Annotated in this window: 6 protein-coding genes and 1 pseudogene; 3 read left to right on the top strand and 4 right to left on the bottom strand. The window is 54.3% G+C overall.

Annotated features, from left to right (window positions below):
• The first annotated feature begins 88 nt into the window (after positions 1-88).
• Positions 89-385 (top strand): RNA polymerase sigma factor, encoded by a 297-nt coding sequence (locus ACYVBJ_RS25615; RefSeq protein WP_460985134.1) that lies wholly within the window; start codon positions 89-91, stop codon positions 383-385.
• Positions 386-529: 144 nt separating this feature from the next.
• Positions 530-12376, top strand: coding sequence for a putative Ig domain-containing protein (locus tag ACYVBJ_RS25610; RefSeq protein ID WP_460985133.1), 11847 nt, complete (start codon positions 530-532; stop codon positions 12374-12376).
• A 241-nt stretch (positions 12377-12617) separates the two neighbouring features.
• Here ACYVBJ_RS25610 and clpB read toward each other — a convergent pair whose 3' ends face one another.
• Positions 12618-15278, bottom strand: a complete 2661-nt coding sequence (clpB, locus tag ACYVBJ_RS25605; RefSeq protein ID WP_460985132.1) for an ATP-dependent chaperone ClpB — start codon at positions 15276-15278, stop codon at positions 12618-12620.
• Positions 15279-15720: 442 nt separating this feature from the next.
• On the opposite strand from clpB, the pseudogene ACYVBJ_RS25600 reads away from it, so the two are divergent.
• A pseudogene (locus ACYVBJ_RS25600) lies at positions 15721-16638 on the top strand (IS3 family transposase); the annotation flags it as partial.
• A 142-nt stretch (positions 16639-16780) separates the two neighbouring features.
• Here the strand turns inward: ACYVBJ_RS25600 and ACYVBJ_RS25595 are convergent.
• From ACYVBJ_RS25595 to ACYVBJ_RS25585, 3 genes are all read right to left on the bottom strand, one after another.
• A complete protein-coding gene (locus ACYVBJ_RS25595) occupies positions 16781-17878 on the bottom strand; it encodes an aldose epimerase family protein (protein ID WP_460985282.1) in 1098 nt (365 codons plus the stop codon).
• A gap of 146 nt (positions 17879-18024) precedes the next feature.
• Positions 18025-18723: an L-ribulose-5-phosphate 4-epimerase gene (locus tag ACYVBJ_RS25590; RefSeq protein WP_460985131.1), complete on the bottom strand. Its 699-nt coding sequence runs from the start codon at positions 18721-18723 to the stop codon at positions 18025-18027.
• 62 nt (positions 18724-18785) lie between these two features.
• Entirely contained in the window at positions 18786-20327 is a 1542-nt protein-coding gene (locus ACYVBJ_RS25585; protein ID WP_460985130.1) for an alpha-N-arabinofuranosidase, read from the bottom strand.
• Positions 20328-20440 lie beyond the last annotated feature (113 nt).

Raw genomic sequence — 20440 nt, 5'->3', positions numbered from 1 at the left:
AAAATGGATTAACAAAAAAGAGCCAAACCGGGTGAGCTTTGCCCCGTACTAAAACGCCTGCAATCCCAACTCCCTGGGCAGACTCACGATGAAAAAAAATAGACCCCACAACCAGCAACTGGTGGACACTTTTCAGCAGACTAACTCTGCCGATAGCTTCGAACAACTCTACAATCAGTACGTACACAAAGTCTACCAGACCTGCCTGTCGATAACCAACGACGACCTGTCAGCTCAGGACCACACCTCGGAAATCTTCATCCGCGTTCTGGATAAAGTAACTACACCCATGGTAGTTGCTGCGGCTGGTTGGTGCCCGGTAGTTGGAGACACCCCCTTGTCGGTCGATTCTTCTGCTTACGCACCCATTCAGCCCACCCGCTGACCGCTGGGGTAGGGCCTTTGACAGGCTCACTTATGCTGATCGCTTTCCGCTTTACTTACACACCTTCTTCAATGAGTCCAGTGGATGGGCGGGTCAGACAGCTTATCGGGATATCTCTATATGAAACGTTAGTCTCTTTTATCTATGAACTCATCTTTACTTTTCTTTCAACGAAGTACGGGTCTGCGCATTTGTGTGCTGCTGATAGCCCTGCTGAGCCTGAGCCTGACGACCCAGGCTCAGACCCGACGTTACGTCAAACCGGGGGCCTCCGGTAATGGTACTAGCTGGGCTAATGCCAGTGGCGACTTGCAGGCCATGATCAACGTCGGTGGTGTGCAGGAGGTGTGGGTAGCGGCTGGAACCTATAAGCCCACCACTGGAACCGACCGGACTGTGAGCTTTGTGATGAAGAACGGGGTGGCCATCTACGGGGGCTTTGCGGCTACAGGTACCCCTACCTTTGCTCAACGCAACCCCACTAGTTTTACGACCGTGCTGAGCGGAGATATCGGAACGCTTAACAATACCACTGACAACAGTTACCACGTGGTCAACAACGATCAGACGGGGATCACCAGCACGGCTATTCTAGATGGTTTTGTCATCACGGGCGGCAATGCTAATGGAGATGGTAATGATGTGGTGGGTGGGGGTATGATTAATGTGCTGACCAGCCCAACAGTACGCAACTGTAACTTCCTAAACAATTTAGCTCGTCAAACAGGAGCAGGTGTGCATAATTATAGCAGCAACTCCATCCTGGTTAACTGCTCCTTTCAAAGCAATGCCACTTTCGCTGGCGGAGGGGTATATAATGAAGGTAGCAATCCTATCCTGACTAACTGCTCCTTCCAGGATAATACTGCTGGTGAGGGAGCGGGCATGTACAATTACAGCAACAGCAGTCCAAGACTGACTAACTGTTTGTTTCAGGACAATGCCGCTGTCTCTGTTGGTGGGGGAATGAGGAATAATAGCAGCGATCCCATCCTGACTAACTGCTCCTTCCGGGGTAACAGCGTTAGCAATTCCAGATTTGCCTATGGCGGAGGGATGTACAATGGGCAAAGTAATCCCAGCCTGGCCAACTGCTCTTTCCAGAGTAATACCGCTTCCCGCGATGGTGGGGGAATGGCCAATATACTCAGCAATCCCAGTCTGACCAACTGCTCCTTCCAGGGTAATACCGCTACTGTCAGTAGCGGGGCGATGTACAATGATCGTAGCAGTGCCAGCCTGATCAACTGTGTGCTGTTTGGCAATGGAGGAGCTAACACACTGTATACCGGAGACAGTGGGAGCGTGACGCTACGCTATAGTCTGATCGAGGCTTCGGTAACAGGCTTTGCCGATGGGGGTAACAACATCCGCACCACCATCTCGCCGTTTGCTTCTACTACCTCCACCCAGCTCAACGGCTGTGCCCCCGCTATTAACGCAGGGCTTAGCTCGGCCACCGGGCTGTCGGGCATCACTACTGATCTGGGGGGGAATCCGCGCCGGTATAACGGGGGCGTAGTGGACATGGGGGCCTACGAATATCAGGCGGCTCCCAACCCCGGTCTGACTCTGGCCAGTCCCTCCATCACCACCGCTACGGTTGGGACAGGCTTCAGTCAGACCTTCACGGCATCTGGCGGTACGTCTCCCCGCAGTTTCAGTCTGGCCAGCGGCAGTTTACCCGAGGGGTTGAGTTTGAATGCGACTACGGGCGTTTTATCGGGTATTCCCACAGGGTCGGGTAACTTCCCCATCACGGTTCAGGCCACTGATGTTCTGGGCTGTTCGGGGGTGAGTGCTACGTATACGCTGGTGGTGAATACCGCTTTGCCCATCCGCTACGTGAAACCAACGGCCAGCGGAAATGGTAGTGGCAGCAGTTGGGCTAACGCGTCGGCGGATCTGCAAAGCCAGATTGACCTGGCCGGCGTAACCCAGGTGTGGGTGGCGACTGGTACGTATAAACCCGGTGGTAACGCCAACACGGACCGGACTGTGAGCTTTAGGATGAAGAACGGGGTGGCCATCTACGGGGGCTTTGTGGGTACCGAGACAGCCCTGAACCAACGCCCAGCCATCAACCCCGCCAGTGCTCAACCTTCCAGCAGCACCCTCTCGGGCGAAATTGGCAGCGCCAGTATTGACGACAACAGTTACCATGTGGTTAACAATAGAGGAGTGGGGATCGACAACACAGCGGAGCTGGACGGCTTCGTCATCAGAGGAGGCAATGCCAATGGTGATAATAATGGTGATAACGACAAAGGTGGTGGTATACTTAACGCGTCGGCCAGCCCAACGGTCCGCAACTGTTTGTTCCAGGCTAATACCGCTTCTGTCGGTGGCGGGGCGATGGTCAATTCAAGCGGAAGTAATCTAAATCTGATCAATTGTTTTTTCCTGAGCAATACTGCTAACAGTGGCGGGGCGATGCTCAATGCTGGTAGCAATCCCCGCCTGATCAACTGTTCCTTCCTGAGCAATACTGCTGGCAGTGGCGGGGCGATGTACAATAGTAGTGGAAGCGCTCTCGCATTGACCAACTGCTCGTTCCAGGGCAACTCGGCTACCAGTGGTGGTGTAATGTACAATTTTGGCGCTAATTCCATCCTGACCAACTGCGTGCTGTTTGACAATGGAGGAGCCAACACTGTGTATAACATGATCAATGGGGTAGTGACACTGCGCTCCAGCCTGATCGAGGCTTCGGAGACCGACTACACCGATGAGGGCGACAACCTGACTACCACCATCTCGCCCTTTGCCTCCACCACCTCTAGCCAGCTCAACGGTTGTGCGCCTGCTATCAACGCGGGAAATAACAACGCCTATACTACGGCAGGCGGGCCTACTACTGATCTGGCCGCTAATACACGGGTGTTTGGTGGCCAGATCGACATGGGGGCCTATGAGTACCAGGCGGCACCTAACCCCGCGTTGACTCTGACCACTCCCAGCATCACCACCGCTACGGTGGGCAGTGTGTTCTCTGTGACCTTCACGGCATCTGGCGGTACGTCTCCCCGCAGTTTCAGTCTGGCCAGTGGCAGTTTACCGGCTAGCCTGAGCCTGACGGCTGGGGGTGTGTTGAGTGGTACACCTACCCAGAGTGGCAGCTTCACTCTCACCGTGCGGGCCATCGATGCCAACGGCTGTTCGGGGGTGAGCGCTACCTACGCGCTGGCAGTGAATGAAGCTACGCCCACCGTTACGAGTCTGGCGGCTACAGCTACCTCTGTCTGTGCAGGCAGCCCCATCACCTTTACGGCGACGGTGGGAAACGTAACCGGCAGTTACAACTATACGCTCACCAACGGCAGTAGTATGTCGATAGCAGGTACTACGTCCGGCACGGCCTTCAGCCAGAATCTGACGGCGGCTGGTTCGGGCTTCCAGAGCTTTACGCTGATTGTAAGTGCTAATGGACAGAGTGCCCGGGCAGCTACGAGCCTGACGGTAGTTCAACCTCCGATTCTTACCATTTCCTATCCCGGATCAACGTACTGTAGAGCTGATCAGCAATTAATAGACCCAACCAGAGAACTATCGGCGGGTTTCCCAATGGGTTCGGCAGCCTATACGAGCAGCCCTGCCGGACTTTCTATTGAAGCCGCCACGGGGCGAGTGGATACGCGAGCGAGTTCTCCCGGTGCCTATACGATTACATACACCTACACCAGTACGGCCGTATGTTCGGTCGTGACAGCCACAACGGCATTGACTATTGTAGGCGCCCCTTCGTACGTTAACCTGAGTCGTATTCAGCCGACCTGTGCTACGCCTACGGGAACCATCAGTGTTACGTTTACCGGCAACGGTACGCTTGAGTACTCGATCAATAACGGCTCCACCTGGCAAACCAGCAACCTATTTGGCGACCTGGCGCCGGGACAAACGTATACCATCATCGCCCGGTCGCAAAGCGAACCTACCTGCATAAGCAATACATCAACCTCCATCAATTCGCTGCAAAATACGGTACGTATCAGCTACCCGACGGGGCCGTATTGCCGAATCGCATCGACTAGCTATCCGGCCAGCGTGACAAGTACCGGAGGACAAGGTACCTTCACCAGCAGTCCGGCCGGATTGAGCATTGATGTTGCCGGTACTATTTTTCCGAATCAGAGTGAGCCGGGTAGCTATACGGTCAGTTACGTATCGTCGACCTGTACAAGTGTGACAGCTACCGCAGCCGTAACCATTGTGGGGTCGTTGGTTATCGGTCTCAATGTTACCCAGCCAACCTGCGCTACGACTACGGGGACCATCAACGCAAGTGTAACCGGGTTAAGTGGGGTTGAATATAACCTCAACGGTGGGGCCTGGCAGCCCAGTGGTCTGTTTAGCGGGTTAGCCGCCGGTCAGTCGTATACCGTTCGGGCTCGGTTGGCGAGTTCGCCCGTTTGTGAAAGCAGCATATCCGATATCATCATCAATGCGGTTCCGTCGCCACCGTCAGTGACAAATCCTACCGTTGCCACGGCTACGGTGGGGGTTGCCTTCAGTCAAAGTTTTAGTGCATTGGGCGGCACGGGAGGAGCCAGTTTTGACCTGGCCAGTGGTACATTACCCCCAGGGCTGACACTGAGCAATACCGGCGTGTTGAGCGGCACGCCGACGGCGCTCGGTAGTTTTTCGATTACGGTGCGGGCTACCAACGCCAATAGTTGTTCGGCGGTGGGGGCTACGTATACGCTGACGGTACAGGAGCCTTTTTCATCCATCCGCTACGTCAAACAGGGGGGGGCTGGCAATGGCAGCGGCAACAGTTGGGCCAATGCCAGTGGCGATCTGCAAAGCCAGATCGATCTGGCGGGCGTGACCCAGGTGTGGGTAGCGGCTGGTACGTATAAGCCGGGCGGCAATGCCAACATCAACCGGGCGGTGAGCTTTGTAATGAAGAGTGGGGTAGAAATCTACGGTGGCTTTGCGGGCAGTGAGACGGCTTTGAATCAGCGCCCATCGATTAATCCGGTAACGGGTCAGCCTTCCAGCAGCACCCTCTCGGGGGAGATTGGCAGCGCCAGTATCAATGACAACAGTTACCATGTGATCAACAACGATCAGACGGGCATTGACAGCACGGCGGTGCTGGATGGATTTGTCATCACAGGAAGCAACGCCAGGGGAGGTGATAATGGTAGTGGTGGTGGGATGTATAACGTGGGGACTAGCCCAACGGTCCGCAACTGCTTATTCCAGGTCAATACTGCTACCTTTGGCGGGGGGATGTACAATTCGGGCGGCAGTCCCAGGCTGACCAACTGCTTATTCCAGGCCAATACCGCTATTGCTTCAGGCGGGGGGATGTACAATGATGGTGCCACTACTAGTCTAACCAACTGTAGCTTCCAGGCCAATATCACTACCAGCAGTGGCGGGGGGATGTACAATTCGGGCGGCAGTCCCAGGCTAACCAACTGTAGCTTCTTGAGCAATACCGCCACTTCAGGCGGGGGAATGTACAATAATGGCGCCACTACTAGTCTAACCAACTGTAGCTTTCAGGGCAATACCGCTACTACTTCAGGCGGGGGAATGTACAATCTTGGCGGCAGTCCTAGGCTGACCAACTGTAGCTTCCTAAGCAATACCGCTTCTAACAATGGCGGGGGGATATACAATTTTCTCAGCAGTGCCAGCCTGATCAACTGCGTGCTGTTTGGCAATGGAGGAGCCAGCACTCTGTCTACCAGTGGTAGCGGTACGGTGACGCTACGTTACAGCCTGATTGAGGCTTCGGAGACCGACTATACCGATGGAGGCAACAACCTGACCACTACCGTCTCGCCTTTTGTCTCTTCCACCTCCACCCAGCTCAACGGCTGTGCGCCCGCTATCAACGCAGGGCTTACCTCCGCCACCGGGCTATCTGGGGTGACCACCGACCTGGCAGGCAACCCCCGGGTGTTCGGCGGCACCGTCGACATGGGGGCTTATGAGTACCAGGCAAGCCCCAATCTTGGGCTGTCTCTGACCACTCCCTCGATCACTACCGCCACGCAGGGCAGTGAGTTCAGTGTGAGCTTCACGGCAACGGGCGGGGCGGCTGCGTACAGTTTCAGTGTGGCCAGCGGCAGTTTGCCAACCGGCCTGAGTTTGTCCTCCGGGGGGGTGTTGAGCGGTACGCCTACTCAGACGGGTAGTTTCTCTATCACCGTTAGGACCATTGACGCGCTGGGGTGTTCAGGGACGAGTGCTACGTATATGCTGACGGTTCAGGATGCGTTTTCACCCATTCGTTACGTGAAGCAGGGGGGGGCTGGCAATGGCAGCGGCAACAGTTGGGCTAATGCCAGTGGCAATCTGCAAAGTCAGATCAACCTGGCCGGCGTAACCCAAGTGTGGGTAGCGGCTGGTACGTATAAACCCGGTGGCGACGCCAACACTGACCAGAGTGTCAGCTTTGTGATGAAGAACGGTGTAACGATTTATGGCGGCTTTCCGAATACGGGTAGCCCCGCTCTGGCAGAACGCAACCCCACTAGTTTTACGACGGTACTAAGCGGAGACATCGGTACGCCTGACGACAATAGCGACAATAGCTATCATGTCATTAAAAATACAGCGCTGAATGCAACGGCGGTGCTGGACGGTTTTGTGGTCAGTGGCGGTAATGCTGTCGGCTACGATTCGTTCGACTATGGTGGAGGGATGAACAACGAGGACAGCAGTCCGACACTGGTTAACTGCCTGTTTATGAGTAATTCGGCGGTGTATGGTGGGGGCATGAGCAACCAGAATAGCAGCCCAATACTGACTAACTGCCAGTTCGAGAACAACTCGGCAGACGAGGGTGCAGGGATGAACAATGTAAACAGCAGCAATCCGAGTCTGGCTAATTGTATATTCCGAAATAACTCGGCTTCTGTTGGTGGTGGACTGAAGAATGAGAGTAGCAGCCCAGCACTAGCCAATTGCTCGTTTGTGAATAATTCGGGCAGTACGTACGGCGGGGGAATCGTAAACTCAAATAGCAGTCCGAGTCTGATCAACTGTTTATTACAGGACAACTCGGGCAATTTTTACGGCGGTGGAATCTACAACGACAGCAGTAATCCGAGTCTGGTCAATTGCTCGTTTCAGAGCAACTCCGGCGGACTTTTCGGTGGGGGGATGTACAATCAAAGCAGCGATCCTACACTCACCAACTGTAGCTTTCAGGGCAATACCGCCAACGAAGGGGGGGCGCTTTATACTCAGGGCAATCCGGTTCTGGCCAACTGTGTGCTGTTTGGCAACGGAGGGGCCAATACCCTAGTTGGTCCGGTAACGCTCCGCTCCAGCCTGATTGAGGCCTCGGAAACGGGCTTCACCGATGGGGGCAACAACATCCGCATCACCGTATCGCCGTTTGCCTCTGCCACTTCCACCCAGCTTAATGGCTGTGCACCAGCTATCAATACCGGTAGCAACGCGGCCTATACCGCTGCCAACGGCCCTGCTACTGACCTGGCCGCTAATACACGGGTGTTTGGTGGCCAGATCGACATGGGGGCTTATGAGTACCAGGCAACCCCCAACCCCGGTCTTGCCCTGACCAATCCCAGCATCACCACCGCTACGGTGGGCAGTCCGTTGAGTGTAAGCTTTGGGGCATCGGGTGGTGCGGCTGCGTACAGTTTCAGTGTGGCCAGCGGCAGTTTGCCAACCAGCTTGAGTTTGTCCTCCGAGGGGGTGTTGAGTGGTACGCCTACTCAGACGGGTAGTTTCTCCATCACGGTGCGGGTTATCGACAACCTTGGCTGCTCAGGAGTCAGTGAGACCTATACACTGGTGATTAACGACGCTACGCCTACTCTGGCCGGGTTTGTAGCTAGCTCCAACTCGGTCTGCGTCGGCAGTCCGGTCAGCTTCACGGCGAGTGTGGGCAACGTAACGGGCGCCTACAACTATACCCTCACCAACGGAGAGAGTATGCCCCTGACGGGCAGTGCCAGCGGTGCTACCTTCAGCCAGGCAGTAACGAGCAGTGGGACGGGCGTGCAGAACTTTACGCTGACGGTGGAGCAGAGCGGACGGAGTAGTCAGGCTACAGCCAGTGTGAGCGTGAACAGCCTGCCAACCATTGAGCTTAGTGCTACCAACGTCTGCGCGGGGCAGGCCCTCAGCCTGTCGGCTACCAGCGGCTTGAGTAGTTACACCTTCACCGGGCCTATTGGGATGATCAGCGGTTCGGGCAACACCCGCAGCGTGGCAAGTCTGTCCGCAGGTACATACAGCTTCAGCGTAGCGGCCAGCAATGCCAGTGGTTGCGTGGACACCGATGTAGTGAGTGTCATGGTCGACGCCTTGCCTGTGGCAACACTGGTGAGCAGCGGTACGCTGAGTTGTGCCCAGACCAGCGTAACGCTGACCGCGGGTGGAGGATCTTCCTACACCTTCAGTACGGGAGCCAGTCAGGTTGGCACCACTAACCAGGCTACAGTCAGTAACGCGGGTGTCTACTCGGTAACGGTGGCCAACGCCAGTGGTTGTGTGAGCACAACAAGTGTCAATGTGAGCAGCAGTACAGCAGTGGTGTCCGTCTCCAACCCTAGTGTCAGCACCGCTATTGTGGGCCAAAGCTTCAGCCAGACGTTCACCGCTTCGGGGGGCGTGGCTCCGCTTAACTTCAGTGTTGTGGATAGTAACTTACCGGCCAGTCTGAGCCTGTCTGCTAGGGGCGTCCTGAGTGGTACGCCCACCGTAGCGGGCAGCTACTCGGTGCTGGTGCAGGCCAGCGATGCCAACGGTTGTGTGGGGGTGGCCAGTACGGCCTTTACCCTAACCGTGAGTACGACGGCTACGGTGACGACCGCAGCGCCTGCTGCTATCCAGGGCACCAGCGCTACGTTGGGAGGCAACGTAACGGCCGATGGCGGAACGCCCGTCACCGAGCGGGGGGTGGTCTACCTGGCCGGTACCGATACACCTACTACTGGCGACACAAAAGTCGCCATGGGGGTGGGCACCGGCCCCTTCTCCCAGACCATTATGGGCCTAAGCAGTAACACCACCTACTCGGTACGGGCATATGCCATCAACGCAGCCGGTACCAGCTATGGTGAACTCCAGGCCTTTACGACCGCTACGGCTCCTTCAGCACCCGTAGTCCTTACGCCCACCAATGGCAGTCAGCTAAACATCAATACACCTACTTACTCAGGCACCTCGGTGCCCACGAGTAGCGTAACCGTATCTGTTGATGGAAATTCCGTGGGCGAAATTTTGGCTGACGCCAGCGGTAACTGGAGCTTGACCTCCCCCGTTTCGCTGGGTGAGGGTTCGCATACGGTCAATGCCCGGGCCCGGCTCAACGGCCTTGACAGCCCGGGTAGTAACACGAATAGCTTTACCATTGATACGACTCCTCCGGGGGCTCCCGTCGTTACTTCGCCCGCCAATGGGGCAACGATTGGTAATAATCTGCCTACTTACTCGGGTACGGCTGAATCCAGCAGCACCGTAACCGTTATTGTTGATGGATCGTCCATCGGCACCACTACAGCCACCGGGGGGGGGAGTTGGAGCTTGACCCAGGGTAGCCCCTTAGCGACTGGCTCGCATACGGTTAGAGCCAGGGCGAATGATGGCGTGGGCAACACCAGTGTTGACAGCAACACTAATTCGTTTGTGATCGACAACACGCAGCCAACTGTGAGCGTGACCAGTTCAGCTACGACTCCCACCTCTACCAGCCCGATCCCGGTGACCATCACCTTCCCGAAACCGGTAACGGGCTTTGTGGTCAGTGAGATCAGTGTGAGTAACGGAACACTGAGTGAGTTCGCTGGGGCGGGTACTACGTACACGGTGACTGTAACCCCAGTGACCAGTGGGCTGGTCTCGGTCAGCGTACTGGCCAACGTGGCCCAGGACCAGGCGAGTAACTTCAATCAGGCTTCGAATGTGTTGAGCATTCTGTATGCTCCGGCTCCGACGCTGGCTGGGTTTGGGGGCAGCCCAAATGCGGTTTGCGTGGGTAGTCCGGTTACCTTCACCGCGAGTGTGGGCAACGTAACGGGCAGCTACAACTACACCCTCACCAACGGGCAGGGCATCTCGCTGACCGGCAACACCAGCGGTGTTAATTTCAGCCAAGTAGTAACGAGCAGTGGGACGGGCGTGCAGAACTTTACGCTGACGGTGGAGCAGAGCGGGCAGAGCAGCCAGGCTACAACCCGTGTGACGGTAAATGCTTTACCCGTGGCAGATCTGACCAACACCGGGCCTTTGAACTGTAGTAACACGAGTGTAACACTGACGGCAACGGGCGGCAGTTCCTACACCTTCACCAATAGCAACGGTGAGGAACTGGCTGGATCAGGTAACATCCGCACCGTCTCGGCAGCGGGCACCTACTCCGTGCGGGTAGCTAACGCCAGCGGCTGTGTGAGCACTACCACCACCAGCGTCGGCTTGGACAATACGGCTCCCGTGGCCAGTCTGGTCAGCAGCGGTAGTCTGAACTGCTCGGTGACCAGCGTGACGCTGACAGCCAGCCCCAGTGGGCAGAACTATATGTTCAGTGGGCCGGGTATCCTCGGTCAGAGTGGTAACACAGCAGTGGTCAACGCAGGAGGCACTTACTCAGTGACGGTGAGTAACCCCGTTACGGGTTGCAGCAGTACCACCACCACCACTGTGATTAGCACCACCGCCGTGGTGACGGTGAGTCGCCCAGCTACCGCTACGGCTAACTTGGGACAGGGCTTCAACCAGGGCTTCACGGCCAGTGGTGGAGCACCCTCCTACAGTTTCATCCTGGCCAGCGGTAGCGTACCGGCTGGGCTGAGCCTGGCCCAGGATGGGGTATTGAGCGGCACGCCAACGGAGTCGGGCAGTTTCCCGATCACAGTACGGGCGACGGATGCCAACGGTTGTTCAGGGGTGAGCGCTACCTATACGCTGGTGATCAACGATCCAATCCCGACGCTGGCTGGGTTTGGGGGCAGCCCAAATGCGGTTTGCGTGGGTAGTCCGGTTACCTTCACCGCGAGTGTGGGCAACGTAACGGGCAGCTACAACTACACCCTCACCAACGGGCAGGGCATCTCGCTGACCGGCAACACCAGCGGTGTTAATTTCAGCCAGGTAGTAACGGCTGCGGGCACGGGTAGCCAAAGCTTCACCCTGACGGTGGAGCAGAGCGGGCAACGGGCTGCGGCTCAAACCAACCTCAATCTGAGCACGGCTCCGGTTTTGAGCCTGAGCAACACCGGTCCTTTATCGTTCACCAACGCCAGCGTCACTCTGGCGGCCAGCCCCGGCTTTGCCCGCTACGTCTTCAGCAGCGGGGCCAGCCAGCCCGGTGGCGCTTCCAGCAACACAGCTCAGGTGAGTGCGGTGGGTGTCTACTCGGTGACGGCTACCACCAGCGAAGGCTGTTCGGCTACCGCTTCAACGACAGTGACGGGTGGGGTGAGCAGCCTGACAGTCTGTCGGGGCGGCACCGCGGTGATCAGTGTGGCCGTGAGCGGTAATCCAGTCCGCTATGAGTGGTACAAGAACAGCCTCACCACACCCAAGATCATGGAGACACCTCAACTGTTTAGGGGTACGGCTACGTCGAGTCTAACCCTGATCAACGCCCAGACCAACACCCAGGGAGACTTCTATCTCAAGACGACGGATGGGGCAGGGGTCGTCACCATCTACGGTCCGTACCGGCTGTATGTAGACGCCAGTTGCCGGGCTCGTGTGGGTGCCGAAACGGTAGTTGCTGAATCGTCTTTAAAGGTGGAGCTGGCTCCCAACCCCATCCAGCAGGAGCGCTTACGGGCGGTGGTACGGGGAGCCGAAGGTAGCTCGCTGCAGGTGGAATTGGTTGACCTGCGGGGCCGTCTGGTTCGTCAGCAACGGTGGTCAGCGGCTGCTGCTGAGCAGGTGATTGATTGGGATCTACAGGGTGAGCTTGGTGGCGTGTATGTACTGGATGTCATCAGCCGATCGAGTATAGATGGAGGTGCGGAACGCCGGAGCGTGAAGGTGATCAAGCCCTAAGTGGACAAAGCCTTCTGAGGGCTCCTAGTTGTACAGACTAACCTTTAAACAAAAACGCCCGGCTTCTCAGTCGGGCGTTTTTGTATCTAAGTAGATGAGCTAAAATAGTTTAGGTTATTTTACCCCTAAAGTCCCTGAAGGGAGACTTTGTCTAAATACGAGCTAAGTTCCCTTCAGGGGATTCAGGGGTAATGAGCTTTAGTCTAAAGTAATTTCACTGATCTTCTTATATCGAAATCGTTTAGTCTAAAGCTGGAACGACTTTATCGAGGTTGTAGAAAATGATGTCTTCTTTGCCGTTCTCGTCTTCGTTCATCATCATACCCACGATGGCGTCTTTCTGAATCCGGTTCGCCAGGATCTCTTTCGAGAGGGCGTTGAGGATGCGTCGCTGCATGACGCGCTTCAGCGGACGGGCACCAAACGTTGGGTCGAAACCTTCGCGGGCGATGAAGTCGAGGACTTCGTTGTCGGCTTCGAGCGTAATGCCCTGCTCGGCCAACCGCGCCTGAATCTGCCTGAACTGGATGTCCATGATCTTGCGGACTTCACGTTTGGTCAGCGGCTGGAACATGACTAACTCGTCGATCCGGTTCAGGAACTCAGGACGTACCGTTTGCTTGAGCAACTCAAACACTTCTTCTTTCGTGTCCTCAATTACCTGTTCGGCGTTGCGACCGTTGATCTCGGCGAAGCGCTCACGAATGATGTGCGAGCCAATGTTCGAGGTCATGATGATGATGGTGTTCTTGAAGTTTGCCACGCGGCCTTTGTTGTCGGTCAGGCGACCATCGTCAAGCACCTGCAACAGGATGTTGAACACATCCGGGTGCGCCTTCTCAATCTCGTCGAGGAGGATAACGCTGTAGGGTTTCCGGCGAACAGCTTCGGTCAACTGACCCCCTTCATCGTAACCCACGTATCCCGGAGGGGCACCAATCAGTCGGCTCACGGCATGGCGCTCCTGATACTCCGACATATCGATACGTACCAGGGCGTTATCGTCGTTGAACAGGAACTCGGCCAGGGCCTTCGCCAGCTCGGTCTTACCAACACCCGTGGTTCCGAGGAAGATAAACGATCCGATGGGGCGTTTGGGGTCCTGCATACCCGCGCGGCTCCGGCGTACTGCGTCCGACACGACCTGGATGGCTTCTTCCTGACCAGCCACGCGTTTGCCTAATTCGTCTTCAAGGTGGAGCAGCTTCTCACGCTCGCTCTGTAGCATCCGGCTTATCGGAATGCCCGTCCACTTCGCTACTACTTCAGCAATATCGTCGGCGGTCACTTCCTCCTGCAAGAGGTTATCGGCGCTGCCGTCTTTCTTGGTCAGATCATCTAATCGTTTCTGCGATTCAGGGATGCGGCCGTACCGAATCTCGGCTACTTTGCCGTAATCACCGGCGCGTTCGGCGTTATCCGCTTCAATTCGTAGTTGATCCAGTTGTTCTTTCAGCGTCCGGATCTCGTTTACCGATTGTTTTTCGATCTCCCAACGGGCTTTAAGTTCGCCACGCTGTTCGTTAAGATCAGCAAGCTGCTTGTTCAAGACAGATTCTTTATCCTTGTCGTTTTCGCGACGAATGGCTTCGCGTTCAATCTCCAACTGCATGATACGTCGGTTCAGCTCGTCCAGTTCTTCGGGAACCGAGTCAATTTCGAGTCGCATCTTGGCAGCCGCTTCATCCATTAAGTCAATGGCCTTGTCGGGTAAGAAACGGTCGGAGATGTAGCGGTTCGACAGTTCAACGGCAGCAATTACCGCGTCGTCTTTGATACGTACGCCGTGGTGCAACTCATACCGCTCTTTGATACCACGCAGGATCGAGATGGCATCCGTTACGTCGGGTTCGCCGACCATAACAGCCTGGAACCGGCGTTCGAGCGCTTTATCCTTTTCAATGTATTTCTGATACTCCTTCAACGTAGTGGCACCGATGGCGTGCAATTCACCACGGGCCAGGGCCGGTTTCAAGAGGTTAGCTGCGTCCATAGCGCCCTCGCCACCCCCGGCACCCGCGCCGATCAGGGTATGAATCTCGTCAATAAAGAGAATGATTTCGCCTTCGGAATCGGTCACCTCTTTGATAACCGCTTTCAGGCGCTCCTCAAATTCTCCCTTGTATTTCGCACCCGCGACGAGCAAACCCAGGTCGAGCGACACAATCGTCTTCGATTTCAGGTTCTCGGGAACATCGCCCTGCACAATCCGCTGCGCCAGGCCTTCCACGATGGCGGTTTTACCAACGCCGGGCTCACCCAGCAGAATTGGGTTGTTTTTCGTACGGCGGCTCAGGATTTGAAGTACCCGCCGAATTTCTTCATCACGGCCAATGACAGGGTCAATTTTTCCTGTTTGGGCACGTTCGTTCAGATTGATGCTATACCGCTCCAGCGAACGGTATTTCGCTTCCGCGTTTGGGTCTTTCACAGGATTATTTTTACCTCTAAGTTCTTTTATCGCTTCTTTCAATGTCTTTTCGGTAAACCCAACGTCGCGCAATAGGTTTGCGACGGAGTCCTTACCGCTGACCAGTCCCAGCAACATCAGTTCGACGCTTACAAATTCGTCGCCAAACTCTTTCAGTTGACTTGTTGCCCGCTGGAAAGCTGTATTCAGATCACTACCTAAGTACATGCCTTGCTGGCGATCCGCTGCACCGGGCTCCCCCGAAATAGTTACCTTCGGATAGCCGTTTATAATTGCATCCAGTGCTAAGGTCAGGCGGCTAGAGTCAATGCCAGCTTTTCTGGCCAGAAACCCGACGGTATTCGGGTCATCGTCCAGTATGGCTTTCAACACGTGGCCAGTTTCAACGGTTTGCTGGTTGTTCCCCTGGGCCATCTGAGCCGCCTGCTGAATAACCTCCTGCGCCTTAATGGTATAGTTATTAAAGTTCATGGCTTGGTCGGAATAGGTTCCTGTTCGTTGCTTACACGTATAGCGTAACAAATCCCAGACCAGGGGGTTTTCCCAGACAATTTGGCGGATTTTGTGATAATTTTAACTCAAATTGCGTCAAAATGGCGATAAGTATGCGTGAGCCTTATCTGGACATACAAGGATATTTTTCTTCAGACACAATAAAGGTTATCAAAGAATGCAGGCAGCTAGCTGATCGCTTACAGAGCGATTGTTTATCACTTTATTTTTTTCTATGGTTGTACCCAAAATATTCACCTGTAGAAACAAAAGAATTTGCATTCCCCTATAGCCAAAAGAAACAAGTGGACCTGCTACCTTTAACTGGACATTAAGTTAAGCATGATCTAACTTAGTGAACTATGAAAACCAGGAGGCAGTACGACGACGAATTTAAGCGAGATATTCTAAAAAAGGCGGTCGGCATCTTCTCCAGGAGCGACCGCGCGGCGGACCGTGGGAAATATTCGGATTTATAAAGGCTCACCAACGTGAGTTCCCCGTTGAGACGATGTGTAAAGTACTGCAAGTGAGCCGCAGTGGGTATTATTATTGGTTAGCCCAACGACCCACCAAAAGGTCAAAAGAGAATGATGCTATTCTGGTAATGATAAGTGATTCATTTACAGCTAGTGAAAAGCGTTATGGTAGTCCAAAAATCACGCAAGACCTTAGAGCACAAGGCGTAAAGGTATCCCGCCCCCGAGTAGCTAGATTGATGAAGCGGGCCAATCTGAAAAGTGTCATTCAGAAGAAATATGTGGTCACCACTACGGATTCCAAGCACACTTACCCAGTGGCCCAAAACCATTTAAACCGCCAATTCAATCCGGCAAAACCGGGGCAGGCATGGGTTTCTGATCTGACCTACATTGCCACGGGTGAAGGCTGGCTTTACCTGACCATGATTATGGATTTGTATGATCGGAAAGTGATCGGTTGGTCGTTGAGTACCTCAATGAAAGCGGCTGAGACGACCATTCCAGCTTGGCAAATGGCCCTTAAAAATCGGCCTATCGAGCGGGCCTTAATTTTCCATTCTGATCGAGGAGTCCAGTATGCCTGTCATGGATTTACCAAGCTGTTGAAAAAACACCCACTGGTTCTGCAAAGTATGAGCGGGAAGGGCAACTGTTGGGACAATGCGGTAGCGGAAAGCTTTTTCAAAAACTTAAAGTCAGAAATGATTTACCAACACGACTTTAAAACCAGAGCAGCGGCTAAACAGGCAACGTTTGAATACATCGAGATCTGGTATAACCGGCAACGGAGGCATTCGACCTTAGGCTATCTTTCACCATTTGAGTACAATAGAGTGCAGTGTCAAAATGTTGCTTAAACTTTTGTCCAATATTATGTTGCAAGTCCAGTTTTTGAGGGTTTGAAAAAATGACACACTTCATTGAACATTCCCGTACTCAACACAAACGAAGGGGCCAGGTGATTCACCTGGCCCCTCCGTCATGCTTAACTGGTCAAAATTACTTCGCCGAAAACTTGTATACCGTTGTTGTTTGATACGTTTCGCCGGGCTTCAACGTGGTTGTCGGAAATTTGGGTTGGTTTGGTGAATCGGGGTAGTGTTCGGTTTCCAGACATAAACCTGTCCGCTTTTTGTAAACCACATTCCCTTTGCCAGTCAACGTACCATCGAGGAAGTTGCCGGTATAAAACTGAACGGCAGGCTCGGTCGTCAGCACTTCCATCACGCGGCCGCTGGTTGGCTCATACACGGTGGCACCCTGTTTCAGTTTGTTGCTAGTATCGGTAAATACCCAGCAGTGGTCGTAGCCTAAACCGTATTTGATCTGCGTATCGGTTGAATCATTGATACGAGCCCCAACGACAGTCGATTTCGTGAAGTCGAACGGCGTTCCGGCGACTGGTTTCAACTCACCCGTTGGAATCAGTGTTTCGTTGACGGGGACAAAGCGGTCGGCGTTAATCGTTACCTCGTGACTCAAAATGTCGCTTTTACCGCCTGTCAGGTTAAAATACGAGTGGTTAGTAAGGTTTACTACCGTTGGCTTATCCGTCGTCGCCTTGTAGTCGATCTTCAGGGCGTTGTCTTTCTGAAGCGTGTAGGTCACTTCAACGGATAGATTACCGGGGTAGCCTTCTTCGCCATCCTTAGCCGTGTAAGCAAGTTTTAACGCGGGTTCGTTGCCTTCTACCGGGGTGGCAGTCCACAAAACTTTGTCAAACCCTTTGAGGCCACCGTGCAGGTGATTGCCCATGTTGTTGGTAGCCAGTGAATACTCTTTACCGTCGAGGGTGAATTTGCCCTTAGCAATCCGGTTACCGTAGCGTCCCACCAATGCGCCGAAGAAGGGATTGTTCTTTACATAAGCGCTCAATGAGTCAAAGCCCAACGTAACGTCTTCAAACGTACCGTTCTTGTCGGGGGCAGTGAGCGATACAAGAATACCTCCGTAATTCGTGATTTTAGCTTCCATGCCAGCTTCATTACGGAGGGTATAGATGTCCGCTTCCTGACCGTCGGCAAGTTGACCGAACGAAGTTTTTTCAATTCCGGCTTTCTGATCACCTTCTTTATTCGAGTTGCAGGAGGAGAGCATAGTTAGGGCAAGTAAGGATGAGAAAAGGGTAAACCGCTTGAAATAATGCATGCAAGTATCGGAGGTTTAGGGTAAAAGGTAAGGGTGAGTATTCAAAAAATTAGCGATGGTAGCCGAGTTTATAGGAAAAAGCGACGAAGCACAACTTAGCAGCCTTGACCGTAATAGGCGTTTTTACCGTGTTTCCGCTCGTAGTGCTTCATCCGGAGCGTATCTTTAATTCGAGGGGTATCAGGATTGATCTGTAGCGTTAGATAGGCTATGCGCGCTATTTCTTCCAGCACGGCCGCGTTGTAGACTGATTTTTCGGCGCTTTTTCCCCACGTAAACGGCCCGTGATTTTGCAGCAGCACCATTTCCATTTCCCCATGCGACAGCCCTTTTTCGCGGAAGATGTCGAAGATCTGGTTACCTGTTTCGTGTTCGTAATCGCCCTCAATCATGGCATCGGTCAATACCGGCGCGCACGGAATATCCTGGTGGGTATGATCGGCGTGGGTGGTGCCGAAAATGGGAATATCCATCCCGGCCTGCGCCCAGGCCACGGCATACGTACTGTGCGTGTGCGTGATGCCGCCGATGTCATCCCAGGTCTTATACAGCAGGGCGTGCGTTTTGGTATCCGACGACGGGCGCATGCTACCCTCCACCACACGGGCGTCGTAATCCATGATCACAATATCGGCCGGTTTGAGCAACTCGTACGGAACCCCGCTCGGCTTGATGGCAAACACAGCTTTGTCGCGGTCCACGGCGCTAACGTTCCCAAAGGTAAACAGCACCAGACCCAGCTTCGGGAGCTGCATGTTAGCCTCGTAGCACTCGTCCTGTAATGTCTTGTACATAATTTAAAGAGCGAATGAGCGAATGAGCGAAAGCGTGATTCAGCGTTTCGCTCATTCACTGTTTACATTTCCAGCACTATTACTGATACAGGCGGCAGCGTAACGGTCAGCGTGTTTCCATTAAGTTTGGCTCCGTTGAAAGCGACTGGCTTTACTTTAGCCGGGTTTTCAAACGTGTTGTGGTCCTGCACCTTTGCCGAGGTGAGAATGCGTCCGCTCACGGCCGATGCGTTGATACCCTTCAGGTTCAGTGTAATTTCCTGCGGCTTCCCGGCGTCGATGTTGACCAGCGAAATGTGCGTTTTGCCCGCCTTGTCCCGCGACGCCGATACCGATACCGCCGGAAGCTTATAATTTCCAACCTTATAGTCATCCGTCTTTACCTCAACGGGCAGCATCGTCGCGTCCTGGTGTACATTGTACATTTCCAGCACGTGATACGTTGGCGTCAGCAGCAGCTTGTTACCCTGAGTCAGAATCACGGCCTGGAGCACGTTAACGGCCTGGGCCAGATTTGCCATGCGCACCCGCTCGGCATATTTATGGAAGATGTTCAGCGTAGCGCCGGCCAGAATGGCGTCGCGCATGGTGTTCTGCTGGTACAGGAAACCGGGGTTCGTTTTGGGTTCAACTTCGTACCACGCACCCCATTCGTCGACCACCAGGGCGATCTTTTTCTGCGGGTCGTACTTGTCCATGATTTCCGAATGCTTCTGCACCAGCATATCCATTTTCAGGGCTTCGTTCATGGTGTGCGCGTAGTCGGTTTCCGTAAACTCTGTGGCAGAACCCTTCTCGTTCGGGCCCCAGCCGAAGGTAGAATAATGGTGCAGCGCCACGCCTTCAACCATCTTGCCCGGAATGTTTTTCATGAGCGTTTCCGTCCAGTTGAAGTCATCGGAACTGGCTCCTGACGCAATCCGGAAGATGCTTTCCTTACCTACCTTAGCTTCCATAAACGTAGCGTACTGCCGGTAGATGTTGGCGTAATAATCGGCCGTCATATTGCCCCCGCATCCCCAGGCTTCGTTACCGACGCCCCAGTAACGCACGTTCCAGGGAGTTTGCCGTCCGTTTTGCTGCCGAAGGGTCGACATGGGGCTGTTGCTGGGGAAGTTGACGTACTGTACCCAATCGCTCAGGTCCTGTACCGTTCCACTGCCAACATTTCCGGCCAGGTACGGCTCCGTGCCGAGCAGTTCGCACATGTTCAGAAAGTCGTGCGTGCCGAAGCTGTTGTCTTCCGTTACGCCCCCCCACCAGGTGTTCACGATTTTAGGCCGCTTGGCTTTAGGTCCAATCCCATCTTTCCAGTGGTACGTATCGGCGAAACACCCGCCCGGCCAGCGCAGGTTGGGAATCTTCATCTTTTTCAGGGCTTCTACAACGTCCAGCCGAACGCCGTTCTTATTCGGAATCTTGGTGTTGTTTTCACCGACGTAGAAACCATCGTAGATACACCGGCCGAGGTGTTCGGCAAAGTGGCCGTAGATGTGCCTATTGATGGTTATCTTACCTTCGTCAGCATTGACGGTCACCCGGTTTTGCGCCAGAAGGCCCAAACTGAGCGGGGTTAGGAGAAGGGTTGTAATATATTTTTTCATGAGTAAAGAGTGAAAGAGTCAAAGGCGAAATCGGGCCGCAACGGCGGACTGTCGCCGAAGCGGAGTGAAAGAGTCAAAGGGCGAATGGATGATTACCAGATCAAGTCTTTCTC

Source organism: Spirosoma fluminis (assembly GCF_054778895.1).
The sequence above is the reverse complement of the archived record's forward strand: the minus strand, read 5'-3'. Positions and strand labels throughout refer to the sequence as shown.